The sequence below is a fragment of the Alteromonas gilva genome, assembly GCF_028595265.1.
Taxonomy (GTDB): Bacteria; Pseudomonadota; Gammaproteobacteria; order Enterobacterales; family Alteromonadaceae; genus Alteromonas; species Alteromonas gilva.
In genome coordinates this window covers 489,437-512,674 of the sequence record NZ_JAQQXP010000003.1, presented here as the reverse complement: position 1 = coordinate 512,674, position 23,238 = coordinate 489,437, and the positions used below count along the sequence as shown (strand labels likewise).

The window sequence follows — 23,238 nt, the reverse complement described above, 5'->3', positions numbered from 1 at the left end:
AACTACTCTTCCTCGCCGGCTGCACCGCGTTTACTGGCCGCCAGATAGTTTTTAAGAATACCTTCTATAACCCGCGGGTTCTGTCCATCGGCAATACCGACAATGCCATCAAGAATTAACGACTGATTGAGCTTTTCTTCGTTTAAGCGATTACTTAATTTTGCGGCAATAGGCAAGCAAATTACGTTGGCCAGGAACGCACCATAAAGTGTGGTCAACAACGCTACCGCCATCGCCGGTCCAATCGCTTTAGGATCGTCCATGTTTGACAGCATCGCCACCAAGCCAATTAATGTTCCAATCATGCCCATGGCAGGCGCTACGTCACCAAGCCCTTTAAAAATAGAAACACCAAACTCATGCCGCTCGGTAGTCATTGAAATATCTTTTGCCAGTGTTTCGCGCACGACTTCAATATCATGACCATCGACCAGCATATCCACCCCTTTCTGCATAAAAGGGTTACCAATTTCAGCCTCTTCAAGGGCCAAAAATCCGCCTTTACGGGCGGCATCGGCCATTTCAACGACTTTTTCGATGAGATCTTCGGGCACGTCTATTTTGAACATAAACGCTTTGCCGGCAATTTTACCGGCACCAAAAAACTGGCCAAGGGTAAATTGCGACATAACAACGAAAAGACTGCCACAGAACACAATTAGTACTGACGGCACATCGACGAACATGCTGAGATCCCCGCCGAGGATCATCGCCATGACAATAAAGCCGATGCCGCCTAACATACCTACCAGGGTTGCTAAATCCACTTGATTCCCTCATTTCGTCATTTATTCAGGGCGTAACTGAATTCATGGTTTAACTATAGCTACTCTATACACATAATACAGACACACGTGCGGTGAACTGTACTGGTAAGGTTAGGCTATAACAATCATTATGTTTAACTCTGTCTGCCATTTTATCGGCAGTTTATTTTTTTTCTATACTGATATTACTACCATTTCATCATCACCGATAACCTAAGCGGCACGCCAGCCTGCGCGTCATCTAAATTTACCCTGCCGGGAGTAAACCATTTGACCCCCGCGCAACCCTCAGTTAATGTGCCATCTTTACGCAGCCAGAGACACTAAGAGGGAATCGTGAGCGAAAAATCCGCCCCACCCAGTCAGTCATTTGAACAAACCATTAGCGAGTTAGAAGCCATTGTGACAGAAATGGAACAGGGTGATCTGCCGCTTCATGACGCGCTGAAAAAATTTGAACGCGGTATTGAGCTTTCACGGCTGAGTCAAAAAGCCCTTGTCGATGCCGAACAAAAGGTCAAAATCCTGACTGAACAAAACGGCGACAGCCAGTTACAGGATTTTTCTGCTGCGCAAGAGGACTAGCATGCAATTAGCGTCATTGCACGAGCATATTAAGCGGCGTATCGATACCGAGCTTGAGCAAGCTATCAATCAGCTACCCGACACCGCCACCAGATTAAAGCAAGCGATGTTGTATTCGCTCACCAACGGCGGAAAGCGTATGCGTCCGCTGCTCGTGCACTTAACCGGTAATATGCTCGACATCCCGGAAACTGACCAACGCACTATCAGCATGGCCATTGAGTGTATTCATGCGTACTCTCTGGTCCATGACGATCTGCCTGCCATGGACGACGATGAACTGCGTCGTGGCAAGCCCACATGCCATATTGCGTTTGATGAAGCGACCGCAATACTGGCAGGTGATGCCTTGCAAACTCAGGCTTTCACACTCTTGTGTGAACACCCCATGAGTGACTATGCTAATCAACATCGCGCCCGCCTCGTCGCTACATTAGCCAGAGCGGCGGGCTATCAGGGCATGTGCGGTGGTCAGGCTATTGATTTGGCGACTACCGGAGACGCTATCGGGGTTGCCGAATTAAAACAGCTTCATCAACTAAAAACAGGCGCATTACTGACCGCGTGTGTCGAGATGATTTGTCTGGTGTCACCGGATATTACCACCACACACCAGCGTGCACTGTGTCAGTTCGCGCAAACGATTGGGCTGGCATTTCAGGTTCAGGATGATATTTTAGATATTACTGCCTCGACAGAAACCCTTGGTAAACCTAACGGCTCAGACGTGGCACAGGGCAAAAATACGTTTCCCTCATTGTTAGGCCTGGAAGGGGCTAAACAGGAGTTAGCAAAATTACATCACGAGGCGCTTCAAGCCTTGCACGGTTTGCCCTACAATACCCAGTACTTAATTGCTTTTACGGATTTAATGGTCAGCCGTAATCATTGACCAGCTCAACGCATCAGAATAATAACAGCATGACTTTAGATTTAGCGCACTACCCTACACTGGCTTTAGCCGGCACGCCCGAGGCGTTACGCCAGTTACCGCAGGAAAAACTCCGCACGCTAGCCGATGAACTCCGCCAGTACCTGTTAACCTGTGTGAGTCAAAGCAGCGGGCATTTTGCCTCGGGTCTCGGCACGGTCGAGTTAACGGTTGCCCTGCACTATATCTATAATACCCCGTTCGACCGGCTTATCTGGGATGTCGGCCATCAGGCCTACCCGCATAAGATACTCACTGGCCGGGCCGGAAAAATGTCAACGATTCGCAAAAAAAACGGTCTCCACCCATTCCCTTGGCCTGCCGAGAGCGACTTTGATACCTTTGCTGTGGGCCACTCGTCTACGTCCATCAGCGCCGCGCTGGGCATGGCTATTGCTGCAGAAAAAGAAGCCAGGGGCCGCAAAGTCGTCGCCGTTATTGGTGATGGAGCCATGACCGCTGGAATGGCCTTTGAAGCGCTTAATCACGCGGGTGATATCAGCAAAGATCTCGTGGTGATTTTAAACGACAACGAAATGTCGATTTCGGAAAATGTCGGCGCCCTGAACAGTCACCTTGCCCGCTTATTAACTGGCAACCTGTTTAACAGCATCCGGGATGGCGGCAAAAAACTGTTAAGTAATGTACCGCCCATCAAAGAGTTCGCCAGCCGCGCCGAAGAACATATCAAAGGTATGGTAGTACCGGGCACCATTTTTGAAGAACTTGGCTTTAACTATATTGGTCCGATTGACGGCCATGATGTCAATGGTGTCGTGGACACACTGCGTAATATGCGCCGTTTTAAGGGACCGCAGCTATTGCATGTGGTTACCCGCAAAGGTAAAGGTTACCCTGAAGCCGAGAAAGATCCGATCAAGTTTCACGCGGTGCCTAAGTTTAACCCTGCCGATCAGGCCTTACCCAAAGCCAAGGCATCCAATCCAACCTTTTCAGCTATTTTTGGCAACTGGCTGTGTGATATGGCCAAAGTTGACCCCAAGCTTATGGCGATTACTCCGGCGATGCGGGAAGGCTCCGGAATGGTCGGGTTTTCTCAGCAGTACCCGCAGCAGTATTTTGATGTGGCTATTGCCGAGCAGCACGCTGTTACCCTTGCCGCCGGTATGGCCAAAGAAGGTTTAAATGCGGTCGTGGCGATTTACTCGACCTTTTTGCAGCGGGCTTACGATCAGCTTATTCACGATGTTGCCTTACAAAACCTGCCGGTATTATTTGCTATTGACCGCGCTGGCATTGTTGGCGCCGACGGCCCCACACACCAGGGCGCCTTTGATATAGCGTTCCTGCGTTGTATACCCAATATGATCATAATGACACCGTCTGATGAAAACGAATGCCGACAAATGTTATACACCGGCCATAAAGCCAATGCTCCGGCGGCGGTCAGATACCCGCGCGGCGCCGGTAAAGGCGTAGTACCAGATACTGCTATGAGCGAAATCATGCTTGGTCAGAGTCGCACTCTGCGCAGTGGTGAGCGGGTCGCTATTCTCAACTTTGGTACATTGCTGCCTTTTGCCGAAAAGGCCGCTGAGGAACTCAACGCTACCTTAGTTGACATGCGATTTGTTAAGCCACTGGATACCGCCATACTTGCTAAGTTAGCTGTCGACCATGACTATTTTGTGACTCTTGAAGACGGTTGCATTATGGGCGGTGCAGGCAGTGCAGTAGGTGAATATATCCTGCAGCATCAACTGTCCGTTCGCTTAAAACAACTGGGCCTGCCGGATGAGTTTATCCTGCAAGGCACTCAGGAAGAAATGTACGCTGAACTGGGTCTGGACAGCGAAGGCATCATCAGCTGCGTCAAGCAGTTTACCTCGTAATCTCACTTTGCAGGGCTGCGTACGGGTTTAATGTTTAGCATTAGTACCCGTACTCAGCCAGCGGCCTGTTCAGGCGCTTATTGACCTATCCACACCGTTATTTGTTCCAGGCGTGAAAAGCGCCTTTGAGACGATGGCGAACCCAGTTTTCAACTTCTTCCTTGTCTGTCAGCGTGGTATAGCAATGGCCGGTTTTGAATACGGTTTTGCCACTTTGTACGATTTTAACTTTGTAGCGATACCCCATATAGCTCACCTTCAGCATATCGAGTTGTTCAAGGGGGTAGAAGTCCTCGCCATTGATCTTTAACTGCTGATTGTCAGCGTCAATACTGACCTGTTCAGGTGACCGTGCAAACCCATAAAGTAACCAGGCCTGATACACAATAACGAGCGGCCAGACCATCATCGCCGGCGCCAGTTTGCCAAAGTTTTCGTCAATATTTTGCGGATACGCCTGCCAACCCCACAAGGCAACCGCCACAATAGCCACCATGGCTCCATGGGCAACGTAATCCAATTTCCGGGTAAAGGTTAAATTCTGCATAGCGCCCCTGGGTCTAAACAATAAATCAGATGGATGAATGTATCGAAACCAACGTTTGGTCGGTCAACTTTCACATAACGATTTAGCTTATGTTGCTTACTACGCTATCAGCATACCATACCCAATAATTGTACGTTTTCGTAGTTTACCTGCTGAAGCAAGTGGAATGTCTGCATAAGCAAACCATTTACACGCTCCGGCAACACAATTAAAACCCTGCCCCGATAAGCTGGACATTCTGATGAATTGCCTTTTCATTTTTAACTCAGTGAGGGCGATAAAGAAAGTCACCGGACACACTGGCTTAGAGATTGTTTGCCGCTGTGCAGGCATACATTCCTGTTAGCCTATGGCCAGCGTTGCTACTCAATGGTAATTCGGACTTTAGGTTAACGGACGTCTCATGCCCACTTATGATTAACCTAAGCAGCAGAGCCACCTGGTTTTTACTCATCAGGGTGAAGGGAGTTATTGTCAGAGGATTGCGGTTACCGAGACGTTACAGCAACAGCATCAGGGCATGCAGACTCAGACAAGCCATAATACCGGCAACAATATCGTCGAGCATGATGCCAAAGCCGCCATGAATGTATTTATCGATGGGCTTAATGGGCCAGGGTTTCAAAATGTCATAGAAGCGAAATAATACAAACCCGACTACAACCGTCAGCGGCGTAAGTGGGACCCACAGGAAGGTCAGTAAGATACCCGCGACTTCATCCCACACAATTGAACCGTGATCGTGCACCTGCATATCGCTGGCTGTTTTGCCGCATAAGTAGATACCCACTATGCTTGCCAGCACTGCAGCCAGCAATAAGGCAGTCGGGCCAAGCCATACAAAGGGTAGCAATAAGGGTAATGCAGCCAACGAACCAAAGGTGCCTGGCATTAAAGGTATAAGACCGCTGCCAAATCCAAGCGCTAAAAAATGCACGGGATTTTTCAGTGAAACACGGGATCTGAGAATTTTATCCATGCTTAAAGCGGTGTTCGTAACCTGCGTCGTCGTCTAACTCGTACCTGGCATCATACAATCGCAAGTCCAGTTGACCCGCATATCCGGTAATCTGGCCAATACACGTTGCTTTCACATTGGCGTTAGTCAGCGATGTTTCAAGGTTGCCGCGCTGTTCTTCGTTAACCGTAAATACCAGCTCATAGTCATCGCCGGCAGACAATGCATAACGGTAAGCCTGTTGCGCACCAACCGTGTCAAACAACGCTGAGGAAACCGGCAAACGATCGACATGCACCGTTGCGCCACACCCGGAACCATTGAGGATATGCGTGAGATCGGCCACCAGCCCGTCCGATACATCGATACATGCATTCGCGGTACGACGTAAAGCAGTACCGGCCATGACACGAGGCGTCGGGTAATAATGACGGTTTATCAGATAATCACGGTCTTCGCCGCTGGCCTCAACCTTACCTTGTAAGATATCCAGGCCAGCCCCGGCATCACCCAGATTGCCGGTAACGTAAATCCAGTCGCCAGGTTTGGCGGTACTGCGTCGTAACTCAGTATTAGGTGGCACAAACCCCTGAGCGGTGATAGTGAGAGCCAGTGGCCCTGTCACCGTATCACCACCGATGAGTTGCACAGAATAATATTCGGTTAGCTCAAAAAGCCCTTTAACAAATTCGTCAACCCATGCCTGATCGTATGAAGGTAACGACAATGACAGGCTGATCCAGGCAGGCTCAGCACCGGCGGCAGCAAGGTCGCTGAGGTTCACAGCCACCGCTTTGTAGGCTACCGACCGCGCAGGGGCGTCAGCTAAAAAGTGCACACCACTGATGAGGGTGTCGGTAGTTATGGCAAGATGTTGATTTTCTGGCACCTTAGTGACAGCACAATCATCGCCAATACCCAGCAGCACATCCTTACGGGTATGACCGCCTTGGGCAAAATACCGTTTTATCAGGTCAAACTCTTTCACTGTAATCCGGAAATATTAAGGTTGAACAACAACGAGCATAATGCCCACAAACGATGAAACCTGAATGACTTAACCGCGTTCGTCCCGACGCAGGGTTTTAACCGCTTTATCCAGCGCGCCATTAATAAATTTGTGGCTTTCCTCAGCCCCAAAGGACTTGGCAAGTTCTATAGCTTCGTTAATGATGACCTTGTATGGGACATCCATCTGCTCGGTTAGTTCAAAGGTAGCGAGGCGTAAAATCGCCTTTTCGATAGGATCGAGTTCTTCCGGCAGACGGCCTAAATAGGGTTTGATAGCAGCGTCGAGATGAGAGGCTTGTTTAACCACACCGCGTAGCAACAACTGAAAGTAAGGCATATCGACTTTTTTCATATCATTACTGGTAGCCAGGCTAAGCTCTACCTGTTCAACCGCATTGCGGCTCATTTGCCATGAATAGATGCCCTGAACAGCCAGTTCACGGGCACGACGACGAGGAGATACTTTCACAAAAATATCCTTAGATCAGATCGTCGAGAGAAGACATGACATTGACCATTTCCAGTGCACCCAGGGCCGCTTCAGAGCCTTTATTACCGGCTTTGGTGCCTGAACGCTCAATGGCTTGCTCAATCGAGTCAGTGGTAATCACACCAAATGAAACAGGCAAACCATACTCCAGTGAAACCTGAGCAAGACCTTTGTTGCATTCGCCGGCAACAAAATCAAAATGAGGCGTGCCGCCACGAATAACCGCGCCCAACGCAATAATAGCGTCGAACTTTTTCGATTCTGCTAGTTTTTTGGCTGCAACCGGCAGCTCATACGCACCCGGTACCCGTACCAGGGTAACATCATCATCGCTTACTTCGCCATGGCGTTCCAGCGTATCAAGCGCGCCTTCCAGCAAGCTTTCAACCACAAAACTGTTAAAACGTGATACAACAATGGCAAATTTTTTGCCCGTCGCGCGGATATTACCTTCGATAACCTGCATAGCCCAAACCCTGTATAAAACCCGTATGAAAAACGGCGCGAAGTATACCACATCAGCGCCAAAACCCAATCGTTAGTCGTGAATATACTCCACAACCTCAAGACCAAACCCGGACAGCGCATGATATTTGATGGGTTTGCTTAATAAACGCATTTTTTGCACCCCCATTGCAGACAGAATCTGACTGCCCACACCGACCGTCCGCGATGAGCCCTGCCAGTTTTTACCCACGGGCTGTTCGCCGCGATCTTCCGCCGCAAAGCGAGTTAACTGCGACTCAAGATCTTCTTCTTTGCCCAGCAGCACCAACACGCCACCGTTATCGGCAATTTTCTGCATGGCATCCGGCAGGGTCATTGAGCGGGAAATGCCCCGCGTCGAACCAAGCAGATCACTTAAGGTATTATGTAAATGTACCCGGACCAGGGTCGGTTCCTCGGCTTTGATATCGCCTTTTTTAAGCGCAAAGTGCAGTTGGTTATCGATAACGTCTTTGAAAGTATGTAATTCAAACTCACCGTACTGGGTAGGAAGCTGACAGGTTGCCACCTTTTTAATGGTGGTCTCGTTCAGGTTTCGATATTCAATCAGGTCGGCGATCGTACCAATCTTGATATCATGCTCTTTAGCAAAGGTTTCAAGCTGAGGACGTCGTGCCATGCTGCCGTCATCATTGAGTATTTCGACAATCACCGCGGCCGGTTCACAACCTGCAAGCCGCGCTAAATCAACCCCCGCTTCGGTATGACCGGCACGGTTCAGTACACCACCGTCTTTGGCGATGAGCGGAAAAATATGACCGGGCTGAACAATGTCTTTGGCGGCGGCATCCGGGGCAACTGCGGCCAGAATGGTGGTCGCACGATCGGCCGCTGAAATACCGGTTGTAACCCCTTCAGCCGCTTCGATAGAGACCGTAAAGTTAGTCGAGAACTGCGCTTTATTGCGGTCTACCATTAATGGCAGGTTGAGCAGTTGGCAGCGCTCAGCAGTCATGGGTAAGCACACCAATCCGCGGGCATGTTTAACCATAAAGTTAATCGCTTCCGGCGTAATGTGTTCTGCTGCCATAATGAGATCGCCTTCGTTTTCGCGATCTTCATCATCCATCAGAATGACCATCTTACCTTGTTTGATATCTTCAATAATTTCTGCGGTAGTATTCAGTGGCATAAATATAGTTTCTTGTAGGGTTATTTTTTTAAATAGCCGTGTTCGGCGAGAAATTCCAGACTGATATCGTTTTTCTTATTCGCGGCTTGGTCGCCGAGCATCAGTCTTTCCAGGTAGCGGGCAATAACGTCCACCTCCAGGTTTACCCGGGTACCGGTTTTATAGGTTCCCAACACGGTTTCCTGCAAAGTGTGGGGAATAATCCATAGCATAAATTCACTGCCATTAACCTTGTTCACCGTCAGGCTCACACCATCAACGGTAATGCTGCCTTTGTGGGCAATATAGCGCGCTAAATCATCAGGTGCTTTGATCCAGATCTCCACATAGTCACTGTGAGGAATGACCTTTGACACCTCGCCAACGCCATCCACATGACCCGACACAATATGACCACCAAAACGGTCACCCACCTGCATGGCTTTTTCAAGGTTTACCTGCATACCCGGCGAATAATGGGCAAACCCGGTCAGGCGAATCGTTTCCGCTGACACATCGGCGCTGTAATGGTGCTGACTGAAATCCACCACGGTCAGACACACCCCATTGGTGGCAATGCTATCGCCGAGGGCTACATCGGTCATATCGAGCTTGCCGCTGGCGACCTTGAGCCGAATAGCTTCACCGCGGTCGGTCATCGACTCGATGGTGCCCAGTGCTGCAACAATTCCAGTAAACATAACGGTAGTCTCAGTGTACATTTTTGAGTAAAAGGCATACGCAGTAACGCTGCGTTGCCCGCTATTATGACCCGTCAGTGACCCACTGATAAGTCAGTCGAATGTCTTGTGCTATATGTCTGATGTCGATCAATTTCAAGTGTGGTGCTTCGTTTACCTGCTCATAGCCGGGCAAATTAACCATCGATAAACCTTTGTCACCCAGCAATTTGGGCGCCTGATATATAATCAGTTCGTCAACCAGACCAGCGCTAATAAAGGCCCCGGCTAACCCCGCACCGCCTTCGACCCACAGCTCATTGATACCCCGCGAGCCCAGCTCACTAAGCACGGCATTGAGATCTGTTTTGCCCGCCGGCGAGTGCGGTGCAGTAAACTGTTCGACGGCCGCAGCAAAACCCGTTTGCACATGACTATTGACCAGCAATACCGGATGCCCATCATTAAACATTTGCCTCTGCGGCGACAGCTGTTGCTGTGAGTCAATCACCACCCGCAGTGGCTGACGCACAATTGCCAGCGGATAGTCTGTTATTCGCGCCTGCTCCGGACGTACCAACAAACTCGGCTCATCTTTGCTGACCGTGCCACTGCCGGTAATAATGGCGCAGCTTTGCGCTCTGAAACGCTGCACATCGCGCCGTGCTGCCGGCCCCGTGATCCATTGACTGTTGCCATTAGCCAGGGCGATTTTACCGTCCAGACTGCTGGCCAGTTTGACCCTCACCCAGGGTAAGCCAGTTTCCATACGTTTTATAAAGCCCGGGTTAAGCGCTTTTGCCTGCTGAGTCAGCACGCCCTGGGTAACGGCAATGCCAGCGGCTTCAAGACGGGCAATACCACGTCCACTGACCTGTGGATTAGGATCTGTCATCGCCACGACCACCCTGGCTACCTGCGCAGTTACAAGAGCCTCAGCGCAAGGCGGCGTTCTGCCTGTATGACTGCAGGGTTCCAACGTTACATAAGCGGTAGCGCCGGCCGCATTATCGCCGGCCGCTCTTAATGCGTGGACTTCTGCGTGGGGGGTACCCGCCTGAATGTGATACCCCTCACCGATAGCCTGATTATTTTTGACAATGACGCAGCCAACACGGGGATTGGGAGAAGTGGTATAACGGCCCCTGGCCGCCAGCTGAACAGCTCGCGCCATCCAGTATTCATCGGTTTTTAAAAGAGGGGTTGGCGTAACATGGGACATGGGAACTAATCCCCGAGTCTGGCTATCTCTTCACCAAACTCTTTAATATCTTCAAAGGAGCGATAAACCGAGGCAAAGCGCACATAAGCCACTTTATCGAGCTCTTTCAGGGCATCCATAATCAGGTTGCCTAAAAACGCGCTCTCGACTTCCCGTTCACCGGTGGCACGCAGCGTGGACTTTAACTGTAACACACATTGCTCGACTTTTTCGGTGCTGACCGGCCGCTTTTCGAGCGCCCGTTGCAAACCTGCCCGCAGTTTCTCTTCGTTAAATGGCTCGCGGGTGCCGTCGCGCTTAATCACTCGCGGCATCACCAGTTCGGCGCTTTCAAAGGTTGTAAAGCGTTCATGGCAATCGGCACATTCGCGGCGCCGACGCACCTGATGGCCCTCAGCAACTAAGCGAGAATCGATAACTTTGGTTTCTTCTGCCGAGCAGAACGGGCAATGCATTAAACGCTCCTGTAAAGCTTATGGCCCGACGCTCAATATCGGGCCTGCGTGCGGCGGTATCAAGCCTGTTAAGCGTAAACCGGAAAGCGTGAACACAGCTCAATTACTTCCTGTTGAACACGACGTTCAACACTTTCATCGCCCAGATTGTCCAGTACATCACAAATCCAGTTGGCAACCTGTCTGGCTTCATCTGCGCCAAAACCGCGACGGGTAATAGCCGGGGTACCAATGCGCAGACCGCTGGTCACAAAGGGAGAACGGGGATCTTTAGGGACGGAGTTTTTATTCACGGTAATATTGGCGCGACCCAGTGCGGCATCGGCGTCTTTGCCGGTGATATCTTTATCGATAAGATCCAACAGGAACAAGTGGTTATCAGTGCCGTTAGAGACAATTTTATAGCCGCGTTCCTGCATCACACTAACCATCGCCTTGGCATTGGTTACCACCTGCTGCTGGTACGTCTTAAAATCAGGCTCAAGCGCTTCTTTGAAGGCTACCGCCTTGGCGGCAATAACGTGACACAGAGGACCGCCCTGGTTACCCGGGAACACCGAACTGTTGAATTTTTTGTACAGGGTTTCATCACCACAGGCCGACAGGATCAAACCACCACGAGGACCCGCTAATGTTTTATGTGTTGTAGTGGTTACCACGTGTGCATGCGGCAGTGGATTTGGATAGACACCGGCCGCAATCAAGCCCGCCACGTGCGCCATATCAACCATCAGATAGGCACCCACTTTGTCAGCGATTGCGCGGAAACGCTGCCAGTCAACAATGCCTGAATAAGCAGAGAAGCCACCGATGATCATCTTTGGCTTATGCTCTTGTGCTAATGCTTCAACCTGATCGTAATCGATTTCGCCGGTTTCTTCATTCAGGCCATACTGCACCGCGTTGTAAGTTTTGCCAGAAAAGTTAACGTGAGCGCCGTGCGTCAGGTGGCCACCTTCAGATAAGCTCATGCCCAGTACGGTGTCGCCAGCATCGAGTAGTGCCATGAATACGGCTGAGTTTGCCTGCGATCCTGAGTGTGGCTGCACGTTGGCATATTCAGCGCCAAACAGTTGTTTTGCCCGTTCTATCGCAAGTTCTTCGACGATATCGACGTATTCACAACCGCCATAATAACGCTTGCCCGGATAACCTTCGGCGTATTTGTTAGTTAATTGCGACCCCTGGGCTTCCAATACACGAGGACTGCAATAGTTTTCTGATGCAATCAGTTCAATGTGATGTTCCTGACGTTGATTTTCTTTATCTATCGCGGCGGCTAATTCCGGATCAAAATCGGCAATATTCATTTGGCGCGGTAACATGAAGGCTCCTTACTGCGTTAGTGGGTCGCATCTAAATTTGAACGGCATATTCTAGTCATTTTACGTGTTATGTATACTGGTTTATGGCTGATTTATGACAATTTAGCGGCTAATTTTTATTCGCAGCTGTCAACTGTCAGATACAATAGTCAGGCAAGCCTTAAAAACGCTCAACGCAAAACCACATGGAACACGCGCTTAAACACCTAATACACTGATTAATTTGGTAATAATAAATTGATATCGAATCGTTACCGGCAGCAACAGGCAAATCCTCAATACACAAACTTTATTCTAAGCAATAACGATCAGGTATTTAGGTATAAGCCGGTTACTACCGCTTAATCACTCAGTGGCACTAATCCGCGCGTTTCTCTAACTGTTTTACACGGTCAAAGAGTTGCTCCAGCTGTCGGCTGCGTACGGCATTTTTGCGCCACTCCCGGTTTGGCAGAGCTGGTTGGCCTGACGAGTACACACCAGGCTCTTTGATATCGCTAATGACCATGGTGTAGCCGGTGATTTGTACTTTATCACAAATGCTCAGGTGGCCACCGATGCCGCATCCGCCGGCAATTATGACGTATTTACCAATGGTCGCACTGCCGGCAATACCGGTCGAACCACATATACAACTATGATCACCAATGATACAGTTATGGGCAATTTGTACCTGATTATCGATAATCACATTAGTGCCGATAATGGTGTCATCCAATGCACCACGATCGATAGTGGTGGAGGCACCAATCTGGCTGTCATCACCGATAACCACCGAGCCGGTTTGCGGGATAGGCAACCACACGCCGTTATCATTGGCATAGCCAAACCCATCGGCGCCGATAACGGTCTGGCTATGAACACGCACGCGTTTGCCAATGCGAACGCTATGGTAAATAGTGACATTCGGGTGTATCACACTACCATCGCCGATCCGGGTATCGCGGCTAATCACAGTATGGGCACCGATAACTACATTATCACCCAGTACAACGCCCTCTTCTATTACGCAATAAGGCCCCAGCGCCACATTCTTGCCCAGCACTGCTGAGTCTGCCACCTGGGCGGTAGCATGTTGCCCTGTTGCTACCCCTGGCGTGGTATCAAAAATCTGCGCAATACGGGCAAAAGCGGCGTGAGGGTTGCCGTGAATTAACGCCGGCAACGGGCAGTTTTCTGCTTCTTTAGCATGCAGTATCACCGCCCCGGCCTGACTGGTTTGCAGTTGAGCGCGGTATTTGCCGTTGGTTAAGAATGAAATCTGTACCGGTGTTGCACTGCTTAGTGTACTCACTCCGGTTAACATAACAGAGCCATCGCCCTGAACATCTCCCCCAACCTGTTCAGCCAGTTGAGAAAGAGAAAGCGTTTTAGGTTGTGCAGGCATGAAAGTCCTTCAAATATGCAGAGTAACTTTACTCAATGGGCATAGTTTACAAAAAAAATAATCGCTTGGCTCATAACTGACTTAAAAAATATGTGCTGTAATAGAACGTATTAATCTTTACAAGCTAACGATGCTGCGCATGACTATCATGTGTCAGCGTCTTTGATTACAATAGCTACTTTTGTAATAGTCAGGACCAAGCATGTCTCAATACGTATACTCCATGCACCGGGTAGGCAAAATTGTTCCGCCTAACCGCCAGATTCTAAAAGATATTTCCCTTAGTTTTTTTCCCGGCGCTAAAATTGGTGTGCTCGGCTTAAACGGCGCTGGTAAATCAACATTGCTGCGCATCATGGCCGGTGTCGATACCGAAATTGAAGGTGAGGCCCGCGCACAGCCCGGTATAAATATTGGCTATTTGCCACAGGAGCCGCAGCTGGACGAAAGTAAGGATGTCCGCGGCAATATTGAAGAAGCCGTGGCCGATGTTGCTCACGCATTAAAGCGCCTCGACGAAGTGTATGCCGCGTATGCCGATGCGGACGCTGATTTTGACGCACTGGCAAAAGAACAAGGCGAACTGGAAGCAATCATTCAAGCCAAAGACGGCCACAATCTCGAGAACGCTCTGGAACGTGCTGCCGATGCCTTGCGCCTGCCACCCTGGGATGCGGATGTGTCGAAACTGTCCGGAGGAGAACGCCGACGCGTTGCCCTGTGCCGTCTGTTGCTGGAAAAGCCAGACATGTTGTTGCTCGATGAGCCAACTAACCACCTTGATGCTGAATCTGTTGCCTGGTTAGAACGCTTTCTGCACGATTATGAAGGCACCGTAGTGGCCATTACCCACGATCGCTATTTCCTTGATAACGTAGCGGGCTGGATACTTGAACTTGACCGTGGCCACGGTATTCCATGGGAAGGCAACTACTCCAGTTGGCTGGAGCAAAAAGATGCGCGTCTGGAACAGGAAGAGCGCACCGAAAACGCCCGTCAGAAATCCATCAAACAAGAACTGGAGTGGGTACGTACTAACCCAAAGGGCCGCCAGGCAAAAAGCAAAGCCCGGATGTCACGGTTTGAAGAGTTATCCAGTGGCGATTATCAAAAACGCAACGAAACCAACGAGCTGTTTATTCCGCCTGGTGAGCGTCTCGGCGATAAAGTCATTGAAATTGAGCATCTGCAAAAATCGTACGGCGATCGCCAGTTAATTGATGACATGACATTTAAAGTCCCTAAAGGGGCCATTGTCGGTATTATTGGTCCTAACGGCGCCGGTAAATCAACCCTGTTCAGAATGTTAAGTGGTAAAGAGCAGCCCGACAGCGGCACCATTTCGATTGGTGATACGGTAAAACTGGCCAGCGTTGAACAGTTTCGCGATCACATGGACGGCAACAATACCGTTTGGCAGGAATTATCCGATGGCCAGGATATTGTGCGTATTGGTAATTTTGAATTAAATAGCCGTGCCTATTGCAGCCGCTTTAACTTTAAAGGTACCGATCAGCAAAAATACATTAAGGATTTGTCTGGCGGTGAGCGCAACCGCGTGCACTTAGCCAAACTGCTAAAAGCAGGCGGCAACGTGCTGCTGCTCGATGAGCCGACCAACGATCTGGATGTCGAGACGCTTCGCGCGCTGGAAAATGCTTTGCTGGAGTTTCCTGGCTGCGCCATGGTGATTTCGCACGATCGCTGGTTTCTGGACCGGGTTGCCACGCACATTCTGGATTACCGTGACGAGGGCAAAATTAACTTTTATGAAGGTAACTACATGGACTATGAGGCATGGTTAAAAGCCAACTTCGGTCAGGATGTTGTTGAACCTCATCGTTTAAAATATAAGAAAATCAGCAAGTAATTTACTGCTGCCTGACAGGTTATGCACTACACTCAATGAAGACGCTAACGCTATGATTTGGGTGTGCATAACCTGAACAAAAAATATCGAGGAATCAATGTCGCAAGAAAAACGTCAGTTCCAACGTATTGCCATTAACTTACCCGGTGATTTAGTGATTGCCGGTGAGACGGTCACTACGCAAGTTCAGGACTTGTCGCTGCAAGGCATGCGTGTCCGTTTACCCGCGACAACATCCTCACAAAACCAACCCGTTACGCTCACCTTTAAAGCCAATGCAGAAAGCCCTGTGATTACGGTGAGGGGATCTATCACTAACATAACGCCCTTAGCCGACGACACGGATTTTGCCATCGCCGGGATTCAGCTCACCCATATCAGCGTAGAAGATATGAGCCAGCTGCGACGGCTATTACAGCTTAACAGTGGCCAACAGGATTTAGACAGTCTCGAACTGTCCGCGCTGCTTGAGCAAATTTGGAAAGCGTTAAATTAGGCCCAGTTTTCCAATGCCTCCAATGCATCACTTAGCTTGACCACGGGGATAACGGTTAAGCCATTAATTTTTTGTTTGGGGGCGTTAGCTTTGGGCACAATAGCATGTTTAAAACCGTGCTTAACTGCCTCACTCAGCCGTTCACTGCCATTGGGCACCGGACGAATTTCTCCCGCCAGTCCCACTTCACCAAAAACAATCAGCTCTCTGGGTAAGGCGCGGTTGCGAAAACTGGATACCATCGCGACTAACAAAGCCAGATCAGCGGCGGTTTCTGCTACTTTTACCCCGCCAACAACATTTACAAATACGTCCTGGTCGTTCATTTGTACGTTACCGTGGCGATGCATGACAGCCAATAACATGGATAACCGGTTTTGGTCGAGACCAACCGCTACCCGACGCGGATTACTCAACTGCGAATAATCCACCAGCGCCTGGATCTCTACCAGTAATGGCCTTGTGCCTTCCCAGATCACCATTACAACCGAGCCGGGCGCCTGGCTGTCGCCGCGACTTAAAAAAATTGCCGACGGGTTACTGACCTCTTTAACGCCCTTATCGGTCATGCCAAACACACCCAGCTCGTTCACCGCGCCGAAGCGGTTCTTATGACTGCGTAAGGTACGAAAACGGCCATCGCTTTCCCCTTCGAGCATCATCGAACAATCAATACAGTGCTCCAGTACCTTCGGGCCCGCCAGACTGCCGTCCTTGGTGACATGGCCAACCAGAAACATGGCAATATGATGCTGTTTGGCAAAACGGGTTAAGTATGCTGCGCTCTCGCGCACCTGAGAAACACTGCCCGGTGCCGATTGCACATCGCTCACATGCATTACCTGGATAGAGTCGATGACCATAATCTGGGGTTTCTTATCAAGCGCCAGGTTACAAATGGTTTCCACATTCGTCTCGGCCAGCATCATCAGTTTGTCGTCGGGTAATCCCAGACGCTTAGCACGCATCGCGACCTGCTGCAGAGATTCTTCACCGGTGACATACAACGCGGAATGGCTCGCTGCCTGCTGACACATGACCTGCAGTAATAAGGTACTTTTACCGGCTCCTGGCGAGCCACCAATCAGGATAGCAGAGCCCGGCACAATGCCGCCACCCAGCACACGGTCAAGTTCTTTTAAGCCAGAACTAAAGCGCGGCAGGTCCTCAACATTGATCTCGTTCAGCGTTTGAATTTGACTGGCAGTTTGCCCCGCGTAGCCCGCCAGATTGCCCCGGGTTGTGGTTTTAGCCGGACTCACTACAAATTCGGAAATGGTGTTCCAGGCTTTACATTCGCTACATTGCCCCTGCCAGCGCGGAAATTCAGCGCCGCAGTCTGAACACACATAGGCTGTTTTTCGTTTTGCCATATAATTATTGGTTTCCCAGTGCTTTAGTATTATGATTCATTCAGGCATCTCAAAAAGAGAGATTTGCGTGTTGACCGGCATTAAGTGTACCACCGTACTCATGCCTTGCCTCAAGTTGCCGATAAAACATTAACTATACTAAAAAGCGTTTAGGTACACAGCAAAACCTTGATTATGACTCAGGACTTATCACAGTACGCATCACTGATTGAACAGCTCAAACCTATGGTTAAAGAACCTGAGTTTAATCAGGTTTTGCAGCAGATAGCGGCGAGTGTGCCCAAAGAAAAACGCTTTCTTCTCAAAATGGAAATGAAGCGCCTGGCGCGTCCCTGCATGCGTGTCATTGATTTACGTAATCAGGTTGATGGTGAATGCCGGTTATACGAATACGGCGGAATAACGCATTACTTGGATGACGTCGCCATTGAGGTTTTTGAGCAACAGGTAAGAATTTTTGGCCACTATTGTTTTGGCGTTTACGAAACGGTCATGGCCACTGAAAATAACTTTAAAGTCATTCGCGAAAAAGCCGAAGCACAACGAAACGGTGACGCGCCACCACCCCCGCCAGAAAAGCTATCCGGAAATGTAAAACAGTTTGACGTGCCCAATATCAGTTTGTTGGAATACGCCCAGCGAACTGAAGAGCGTATGAACTTTGCCGTCGCATTAGAAGTGGTAACGGACACCAATAATAGCGTCAGAGCAACCAGCGTCGACATTTCAAGTCATGGCATGAAAATCAAGCTACCGAAGGACTACAAGTTCACTCTGGGGCAGGTTCTCGGAGTCTATTTCAGGGGCTTGGAAAGTGAGTATGCGCTGGATAAAACAGCGCCAATTAAATATCAGCTGGTCAGTATTAGCCGTAAAGGTGACTTTCAGTTTCTGCAGATGAAGCGACTGGAAAGCGCCCCTAATGATCCTTTCGATCAGTTCATTGATAAGTTTATCCATGGCAATAAACGCCGTTATAAAGTGAATATGGATAACACGGTTGACGCCATCATCAACAAATCCTGTGAACAGTATTTTTCGCCCAGCTGTCCGACATTACCGGTGTTTTTAGAAGTAGCCGACGGTAAGGTCATTCCTCGTTTTGCGATGGCTAACGATCTGAACCGCCACATTTTAAGCTATTGGAACGATGAAGAAGATGAGTTAAGGCTTGGTTACCTGATCTCCCCTAAACGATTGGAGCGTTTGCTGAAAAGCAAACACCGCTCACCAGAGATGTATATTTACAGCTTTAATCATATTCAGAATGGCCGGATTTATTTTTATTCGGCAGCCCATGACGAGCTAAACCGTGACCCCGGATTAAAGCAGCTGTTTGTTGGTTTTGGTGCCAGAAAAGTCAGTTGGCGTGTGTTCAAAGTAGGTATATGTGACATGTCGCCAGAGCAGGCTTATGCGCCGTTGTCATTACCGGATGAAGTGGGCACAAAAGTCAAAAGACAAAACGCCAAACCGGCACCGCGACTGATGGCGAAGTTAAAAAACCTGGCACATATCGCCCAGATTACTGACGTAACGTCTGATCAGGAACAGCTGCTATTTAGTCAGCTGAAAGTGGATCGAAGCCGGCTTAAAGCGCTAAAGGTTTTTGGTCATGCACGCAACAAAGTCCCCACCGCAATTAAATCGTTTCGGTATAAGTTTCAGGAACAGCGGATGGAGGCTCGCTACTTGCTGCGAACAACGGTACAGGTTTATGCCCGTGGCCAGGACATCAGTGCCATCAGCGAAGATATCTCCGTGAATGGGATGCGCATTGAAATTGACGGCGAGTACGATGGCGACTTGAATATGCGGGTAGACGTAGGCCTCCCCAAGTTGCAAAAACTTACCACCAAATTTGACCTCTCCAGACTCCAGTACCGGGTCGTCCATATCAGTGGCGATAGAAACGTACTCCACCTGAGAACGGTAAACGGTGAAGAAGGGCTGCCAGCCAGACGCTTTTTTGCAGAACTGATCAAAAATAATAAATCGTCGCTGAAGACGTACCCGGATGAAGAAGAAATTCCAGGTATTGGTCATGCATTACGGTGTATTAATGCCAAAAACCCTTCGACCCTGGCGTTTGTGTTATCCAAAAACGGCAGTCGATATCAGCCGCAGGTCGGGGTACTCAGTGGGCACTCTAACCCACGTCTGAAAATGTTGTTCAGTCATTTTGCTGACCGTCAGAAAGTAAATCTGGAGCCATTGTTCCGGGACCGTAACCTCGAAACCCCATTTATCCAACAGGCAATCAGACGGGTAAAAAACGAAATGCAGTCCGTCGCCAGCGAACTTTTAGTGGCATTTAAACCCCAGGCGACGGAGTCGACCGAGGTCATCGATGCGCGATATTCACAGCGGTTCAGTTCTGATGAAAAGCGCCGCCAGTTTATCCAGGACGCAATGAGCAACGGGTTGTTTATTGCCATCAATGTGACGATTTCAACGACGGGCAAACCCGATGTCGAAATGCTCCAGTCCGAAATCAACTACATCAGTGTTTACGCCATTCACCGTGCAAAAGAGTTAGAAGCGCGGTTATGGAGTATCAGTGCCTGTGTGCATGCTGTGGATGTCACCGATCAGGTATTGATGCGTTATAACTTTGACGTTCAGGCAATTGCCAAAAACCATCGGATTTTACAAACGAAGAAAAGTTCTGACAGCACCGATGAAGACGGTGCTGACGATGACGACAGCGATATCACTGACGAGCCTACCGCTCCTCAGTAACTGCTATTGTAAGTAAGCCAGCATGGTATCCAGACCTGAATAGCGAATGGCGACGTCGGCTTGCGCATTGACCACAGGCTTAGCTTCAAAGGCGACACCCAATGCTGCGACATTCATCATTTTTAAGTCGTTAGCGCCGTCGCCCATGGCAACGGTTTGCGACATTGGAATTTGCCACCTGGCCGCTAACTCCCGGACCGTTTGCGCTTTAACCTCGGCATCGACAATATCGCCTACCACATTACCGGTCAGTACGCCGTTCTGCGCCTCAAGCTCGTTGGCCCTGGAGGCGTCCAGGCCCAGGCGGCGCTCCAGATAACCGGCAAAATAGGTAAACCCGCCAGAGGCAATGGCAATCTTCCAACCATGCTGCTGCAATACAGCAAGCAAATTTTGCAGACCGGGCATAAGCGGAATACCGGCGCGAATTTGCGCCAGTTGACTCACATTCACACCGCGCAGGCATTCAACCCGGGAGCGCAGGCTTTCTTTAAAATCCAGCTCTCCCCGCATGGCCTGCTCGGTGACAGCCGAAACCTGCTCACCCAGCCCGGCCAGCTTGGCTATCTCGTCGATACACTCAATTTGAATAACGGTGGAGTCCATATCCATAACAAGTAAACCCGGTTCACTTAAGGTCGGCAAATTCCGGTTGACCAGGGCGACCTCACAATGATGGCTGGCAGCTGCTGCATCAAGCAGCTCATAAACACGCTGCTTATCCTGATCCATTTGGGTAATGTTAAACACCACCACGGTAGCAGTAGTCAGGCTGTCATGGGGATGCAGCGACATGGCTCCGACTTGCAAGACAGGCTCAAGCTGAGCTGCGATAGCGGCCAGCTGCCCTGCAGTAAGTAATTGACTGCTAACCAGTAATTGATTATCACTGCGGCTGGTATCGGCATTTACGAGCAGTGTGGTGTAAGTGTTATCCCAGCGAAGATTCTGATATTCTTTTAACAGACTGCGCAAATACGAAGCGCTGTCCCGTTGCGTTGTACTAAGTGCTTGTTGTTCCAAGATGTAGTGTCCCAATCCGACATGGTGATTGTTATCCTTAGATCCTAACGGATACCGGCCCATTGGGAAATGCGCAGTTAGTAATAAGTTAGCTAATTTTTATTCTATAGGGCCTCATCTTGCAGCTTAGACCAACTCTTGCTCTTTTTACCGCCGGCCTGATCCTGGTCATTTCGGCTGTGGTGCTATGGAAACTCGCGTCTGCCCCCTCTGGCACAATGCAATACCCGCCAAACGCAACCCTTGGCGAGCACTACAGCCGAATTGTTGCCAGCGCGGTGGTAACCCAAAATAGTGATGAATTGCAACGTCTGTTGCGCAGTATGGTAGCCGATGCGGCAATCCTGCAGGCCGCGGTTTATCTGCCTGACGGTGAGCGCATTGCGCAGCAGGGAGATACGCGCCCTCTGCCCACATTGTTACGCGTTATGCCTCAATTGCAGACGTCAATGGTCGCGATTTACAGCCAGTCACAGATTATTGGCTATTTACAGTGGTCAAGCCTGCCAAACAGCGAGTCGTAATTGGCATCGGTATGAGCACTTACGTCAGCTACGCTCGTATTATGTAAGCTTGCCAATGCCGCAGCAACTTCCGGCAGGTAGACAGGCGAGTTTCTTTGCCCTTGCCGGCCTGCTAAAGGCATGTCCGGGGCATCGGTTTCCAGTAACAGGTGGCAGATATCAGTGTTGGCCAGGGCTTTTCTGGTTTTGCGCGCCCGCTCGTAGGTAATGGTACCACCAACGCCAAGCTTAAAGCCCATATCGATATAGCTCTGTGCTACCTGCTCGCTGCCGGAAAATGCATGCACCACCCCACCACCTGAAAATTGACAGCGTTTAATCGATTCGATTAACAAATGATGCGAGCGGCGGTGATGAAGAATAACCGGCAGATTGTACTGCGCAGCGAGCTTTAGCTGCTCTTCAAATAACGCTTGTTGCGTATCAAGCGGCGTATCGATGCTCGCGTCGATACCAATCTCACCGAGCGCCACAAGCCTGTTCGCACTATCGCTGGTGGCCAGTGCATCGCCAAGCTCGCTCAGCGCCGTGTCGGAATTTTGCGGAAAAAAATAAGGGTGTAAACCAAAGGCAATGTCTAAAACAGCGCATTGATTTGCCATGCGGCGTTGTTGCTGCCATCCGGCCGGCGTGGTGCCCGGTATTAATATACGGCGCACCCCACAGCCCTGACTCTCTGCCACCACAGCCTGCCAGTCTTTGGCAAAGGCTGGTAAGTCGAGATGGCAGTGCGAATCTATCATCAGGGCATCAGGCGCTGGGTTGTCCAGCTGTTATCCGCTTGTTTAGTGTATTCGAAACGATCGTGAAGGCGGTCTTCGCCGCCTTGCCAGAATTCTATTTGACTGGGTATAACCTTATAGCCGCCCCAAAAATCGGGCAGCGGAATTTCCTTTTTGGCAAACTTGTCTTTCATTTGCTGAAACTGGGTCATAAGCAGTTCGCGACTCGAGATCGGCTGGCTTTGCTGCGACGCCCAGGCGGCAAGCTGTGAGTCTTTGGGCCGGGAAAGAAAGTATCTGGCATTTTGTGCTGCAGAAAGTTTTTGAGCAATACCACAAATACGTACCTGTCGCTCCATAAAAAACCACGGAAAATGCAACGAAATTCGCGGGTTGTTAGCCAATTCCCGGGCCTTACGGCTACCTAAATTGGTATAAAACACAAAGCCCTCAGAGTCGTAGTCTTTGAGCAATACAATACGTTGTGAGGGTTGACCGTGCGCATCAACGGTCGCCACTGTCATCGCCGTGGGATCCGGGATCCCGGCGCTAATCGCATCACCCAGCCAGCGTTTAAATAAATCAACAGGGTGCGCTGTCAGATCGGTATCGGTCAGATGCCCCTGACTGTATTGACGGCGTAGATCGGCAATGCTCAT

The 23,238-nt window shown here is 49.8% G+C and carries 23 protein-coding genes; 7 read left to right on the top strand and 16 right to left on the bottom strand.

Features of this window, described 5'->3' with window-relative positions:
* Positions 1-2: 2 nt before the first annotated feature.
* Positions 3-767 (bottom strand): flagellar motor protein PomA, encoded by a 765-nt coding sequence (gene pomA / locus OIK42_RS18665; RefSeq protein ID WP_273642635.1) that lies wholly within the window; start codon positions 765-767, stop codon positions 3-5.
* Between the two features lie 336 nt (positions 768-1,103).
* Here pomA and xseB point away from each other — a divergent pair, with 336 nt between their 5' ends.
* The 3 genes from xseB to dxs are packed head-to-tail and all read left to right on the top strand — an operon-like array spanning position 1,104 to position 4,136.
* Positions 1,104-1,352, top strand: a complete 249-nt coding sequence (gene xseB, locus OIK42_RS18660; protein WP_374211882.1) for an exodeoxyribonuclease VII small subunit — start codon at positions 1,104-1,106, stop codon at positions 1,350-1,352.
* Position 1,353: 1 nt separating this feature from the next.
* The gene (locus OIK42_RS18655; protein WP_273642634.1) at positions 1,354-2,244 is read left to right on the top strand and encodes a polyprenyl synthetase family protein; all 891 of its coding nucleotides are present in this window, start codon (positions 1,354-1,356) and stop codon (positions 2,242-2,244) included.
* 29 nt (positions 2,245-2,273) lie between these two features.
* Complete coding sequence (gene dxs, locus OIK42_RS18650) at positions 2,274-4,136, top strand: 1-deoxy-D-xylulose-5-phosphate synthase (RefSeq protein ID WP_273642633.1); 1,863 nt, start codon at positions 2,274-2,276, stop codon at positions 4,134-4,136.
* A 97-nt stretch (positions 4,137-4,233) separates the two neighbouring features.
* Here the strand turns inward: dxs and OIK42_RS18645 are convergent, their stop codons facing one another.
* The 11 genes from OIK42_RS18645 to lpxD form a co-directional block, all read right to left on the bottom strand.
* Positions 4,234-4,683 carry a hypothetical protein gene (locus OIK42_RS18645; protein WP_273642632.1) on the bottom strand — a complete coding sequence of 150 codons (450 nt, stop codon included), beginning with the start codon at positions 4,681-4,683 and terminating at the stop codon, positions 4,234-4,236.
* A gap of 499 nt (positions 4,684-5,182) precedes the next feature.
* Positions 5,183-5,662: a phosphatidylglycerophosphatase A family protein gene (locus OIK42_RS18640; RefSeq protein ID WP_273642631.1), complete on the bottom strand. Its 480-nt coding sequence runs from the start codon at positions 5,660-5,662 to the stop codon at positions 5,183-5,185.
* The gene (thiL, locus tag OIK42_RS18635; protein WP_273642630.1) at positions 5,655-6,629 is read right to left on the bottom strand and encodes a thiamine-phosphate kinase; all 975 of its coding nucleotides are present in this window, start codon (positions 6,627-6,629) and stop codon (positions 5,655-5,657) included. The genes OIK42_RS18640 and thiL overlap by 8 nt, the downstream gene beginning before the upstream one ends.
* A 69-nt stretch (positions 6,630-6,698) precedes the next feature.
* Entirely contained in the window at positions 6,699-7,121 is a 423-nt protein-coding gene (gene nusB / locus OIK42_RS18630) for a transcription antitermination factor NusB (protein ID WP_273642629.1), read from the bottom strand.
* A 10-nt stretch (positions 7,122-7,131) separates the two neighbouring features.
* Positions 7,132-7,608 (bottom strand): 6,7-dimethyl-8-ribityllumazine synthase, encoded by a 477-nt coding sequence (gene ribH, locus OIK42_RS18625; RefSeq protein WP_273642628.1) that lies wholly within the window; start codon positions 7,606-7,608, stop codon positions 7,132-7,134.
* Between the two features lie 72 nt (positions 7,609-7,680).
* Positions 7,681-8,781: a bifunctional 3,4-dihydroxy-2-butanone-4-phosphate synthase/GTP cyclohydrolase II gene (ribBA, locus tag OIK42_RS18620; protein WP_273642627.1), complete on the bottom strand. Its 1,101-nt coding sequence runs from the start codon at positions 8,779-8,781 to the stop codon at positions 7,681-7,683.
* A 20-nt stretch (positions 8,782-8,801) separates the two neighbouring features.
* Positions 8,802-9,461 carry a riboflavin synthase gene (locus tag OIK42_RS18615; RefSeq protein ID WP_273642626.1) on the bottom strand — a complete coding sequence of 220 codons (660 nt, stop codon included), beginning with the start codon at positions 9,459-9,461 and terminating at the stop codon, positions 8,802-8,804.
* Positions 9,462-9,525: 64 nt separating this feature from the next.
* Positions 9,526-10,662: a bifunctional diaminohydroxyphosphoribosylaminopyrimidine deaminase/5-amino-6-(5-phosphoribosylamino)uracil reductase RibD gene (ribD, locus tag OIK42_RS18610; protein ID WP_273642625.1), complete on the bottom strand. Its 1,137-nt coding sequence runs from the start codon at positions 10,660-10,662 to the stop codon at positions 9,526-9,528.
* Positions 10,663-10,667: 5 nt separating this feature from the next.
* On the bottom strand, positions 10,668-11,117 hold the full coding sequence (nrdR, locus tag OIK42_RS18605; RefSeq protein WP_273642623.1) for a transcriptional regulator NrdR: 450 nt from the start codon (positions 11,115-11,117) through the stop codon (positions 10,668-10,670).
* Between the two features lie 68 nt (positions 11,118-11,185).
* Positions 11,186-12,442: a serine hydroxymethyltransferase gene (gene glyA, locus OIK42_RS18600; protein WP_273642621.1), complete on the bottom strand. Its 1,257-nt coding sequence runs from the start codon at positions 12,440-12,442 to the stop codon at positions 11,186-11,188.
* 358 nt (positions 12,443-12,800) lie between these two features.
* The gene (gene lpxD / locus OIK42_RS18595) at positions 12,801-13,829 is read right to left on the bottom strand and encodes a UDP-3-O-(3-hydroxymyristoyl)glucosamine N-acyltransferase (protein ID WP_273642620.1); all 1,029 of its coding nucleotides are present in this window, start codon (positions 13,827-13,829) and stop codon (positions 12,801-12,803) included.
* Positions 13,830-14,031: 202 nt separating this feature from the next.
* Here lpxD and ettA point away from each other — a divergent pair, with 202 nt between their 5' ends.
* Together ettA and OIK42_RS18585 are read left to right on the top strand one after the other, a co-directional pair.
* Complete coding sequence (ettA, locus tag OIK42_RS18590) at positions 14,032-15,699, top strand: energy-dependent translational throttle protein EttA (RefSeq protein WP_273642619.1); 1,668 nt, start codon at positions 14,032-14,034, stop codon at positions 15,697-15,699.
* Positions 15,700-15,796: 97 nt separating this feature from the next.
* Positions 15,797-16,195, top strand: a complete 399-nt coding sequence (locus OIK42_RS18585) for a PilZ domain-containing protein (protein ID WP_273642618.1) — start codon at positions 15,797-15,799, stop codon at positions 16,193-16,195.
* Here the strand turns inward: OIK42_RS18585 and radA are convergent.
* Positions 16,192-17,568 carry a DNA repair protein RadA gene (radA, locus tag OIK42_RS18580; RefSeq protein ID WP_273642617.1) on the bottom strand — a complete coding sequence of 459 codons (1,377 nt, stop codon included), beginning with the start codon at positions 17,566-17,568 and terminating at the stop codon, positions 16,192-16,194. The two genes, OIK42_RS18585 and radA, sit on opposite strands and share 4 nt — an antisense overlap.
* A gap of 174 nt (positions 17,569-17,742) precedes the next feature.
* Here radA and OIK42_RS18575 point away from each other — a divergent pair, with 174 nt between their 5' ends.
* Positions 17,743-20,310: a PilZ domain-containing protein gene (locus OIK42_RS18575; protein ID WP_273642616.1), complete on the top strand. Its 2,568-nt coding sequence runs from the start codon at positions 17,743-17,745 to the stop codon at positions 20,308-20,310.
* A gap of 3 nt (positions 20,311-20,313) precedes the next feature.
* Here OIK42_RS18575 and serB read toward each other — a convergent pair whose 3' ends face one another.
* Entirely contained in the window at positions 20,314-21,333 is a 1,020-nt protein-coding gene (serB, locus tag OIK42_RS18570; RefSeq protein WP_273642615.1) for a phosphoserine phosphatase SerB, read from the bottom strand.
* 119 nt (positions 21,334-21,452) lie between these two features.
* Between serB and OIK42_RS18565 the strand changes: the two genes are divergently transcribed.
* On the top strand, positions 21,453-21,857 hold the full coding sequence (locus OIK42_RS18565) for an AhpA/YtjB family protein (protein ID WP_273642614.1): 405 nt from the start codon (positions 21,453-21,455) through the stop codon (positions 21,855-21,857).
* Here OIK42_RS18565 and OIK42_RS18560 read toward each other — a convergent pair.
* Both OIK42_RS18560 and pdxH read right to left on the bottom strand, forming a co-directional pair.
* A complete protein-coding gene (locus OIK42_RS18560) occupies positions 21,818-22,600 on the bottom strand; it encodes a TatD family hydrolase (protein WP_273642613.1) in 783 nt (260 codons plus the stop codon). The genes OIK42_RS18565 and OIK42_RS18560 overlap by 40 nt on opposite strands.
* Positions 22,600-23,238, bottom strand: coding sequence for a pyridoxamine 5'-phosphate oxidase (pdxH, locus tag OIK42_RS18555; protein ID WP_273642612.1), 639 nt, complete (start codon positions 23,236-23,238; stop codon positions 22,600-22,602). Before pdxH ends, OIK42_RS18560 begins: the two co-directional genes overlap by 1 nt.

What these genes read in the sequence shown, in the direction of transcription:
- OIK42_RS18655 (WP_273642634.1), top strand. Translation starts at nt 1,354, where the DNA reads ATGCAATTAGCGTCATTGCACGAGCATATTAAGCGGCGTATCGATACC.
- dxs (WP_273642633.1), top strand. Translation starts at nt 2,274, where the DNA reads ATGACTTTAGATTTAGCGCACTACCCTACACTGGCTTTAGCCGGCACG.
- OIK42_RS18645 (WP_273642632.1), bottom strand. Translation starts at nt 4,683, where the DNA reads ATGCAGAATTTAACCTTTACCCGGAAATTGGATTACGTTGCCCATGGA.
- OIK42_RS18640 (WP_273642631.1), bottom strand. Translation starts at nt 5,662, where the DNA reads ATGGATAAAATTCTCAGATCCCGTGTTTCACTGAAAAATCCCGTGCAT.
- ribH (WP_273642628.1), bottom strand. Translation starts at nt 7,608, where the DNA reads ATGCAGGTTATCGAAGGTAATATCCGCGCGACGGGCAAAAAATTTGCC.
- ribBA (WP_273642627.1), bottom strand. Translation starts at nt 8,781, where the DNA reads ATGCCACTGAATACTACCGCAGAAATTATTGAAGATATCAAACAAGGT.
- OIK42_RS18615 (WP_273642626.1), bottom strand. Translation starts at nt 9,461, where the DNA reads ATGTTTACTGGAATTGTTGCAGCACTGGGCACCATCGAGTCGATGACC.
- ribD (WP_273642625.1), bottom strand. Translation starts at nt 10,662, where the DNA reads ATGTCCCATGTTACGCCAACCCCTCTTTTAAAAACCGATGAATACTGG.
- nrdR (WP_273642623.1), bottom strand. Translation starts at nt 11,117, where the DNA reads ATGCATTGCCCGTTCTGCTCGGCAGAAGAAACCAAAGTTATCGATTCT.
- glyA (WP_273642621.1), bottom strand. Translation starts at nt 12,442, where the DNA reads ATGTTACCGCGCCAAATGAATATTGCCGATTTTGATCCGGAATTAGCC.
- lpxD (WP_273642620.1), bottom strand. Translation starts at nt 13,829, where the DNA reads ATGCCTGCACAACCTAAAACGCTTTCTCTTTCTCAACTGGCTGAACAG.
- ettA (WP_273642619.1), top strand. Translation starts at nt 14,032, where the DNA reads ATGTCTCAATACGTATACTCCATGCACCGGGTAGGCAAAATTGTTCCG.
- OIK42_RS18585 (WP_273642618.1), top strand. Translation starts at nt 15,797, where the DNA reads ATGTCGCAAGAAAAACGTCAGTTCCAACGTATTGCCATTAACTTACCC.
- radA (WP_273642617.1), bottom strand. Translation starts at nt 17,568, where the DNA reads ATGGCAAAACGAAAAACAGCCTATGTGTGTTCAGACTGCGGCGCTGAA.
- OIK42_RS18575 (WP_273642616.1), top strand. Translation starts at nt 17,743, where the DNA reads ATGACTCAGGACTTATCACAGTACGCATCACTGATTGAACAGCTCAAA.
- OIK42_RS18560 (WP_273642613.1), bottom strand. Translation starts at nt 22,600, where the DNA reads ATGATAGATTCGCACTGCCATCTCGACTTACCAGCCTTTGCCAAAGAC.
- pdxH (WP_273642612.1), bottom strand. Translation starts at nt 23,238, where the DNA reads ATGAGCATTGCCGATCTACGCCGTCAATACAGTCAGGGGCATCTGACC.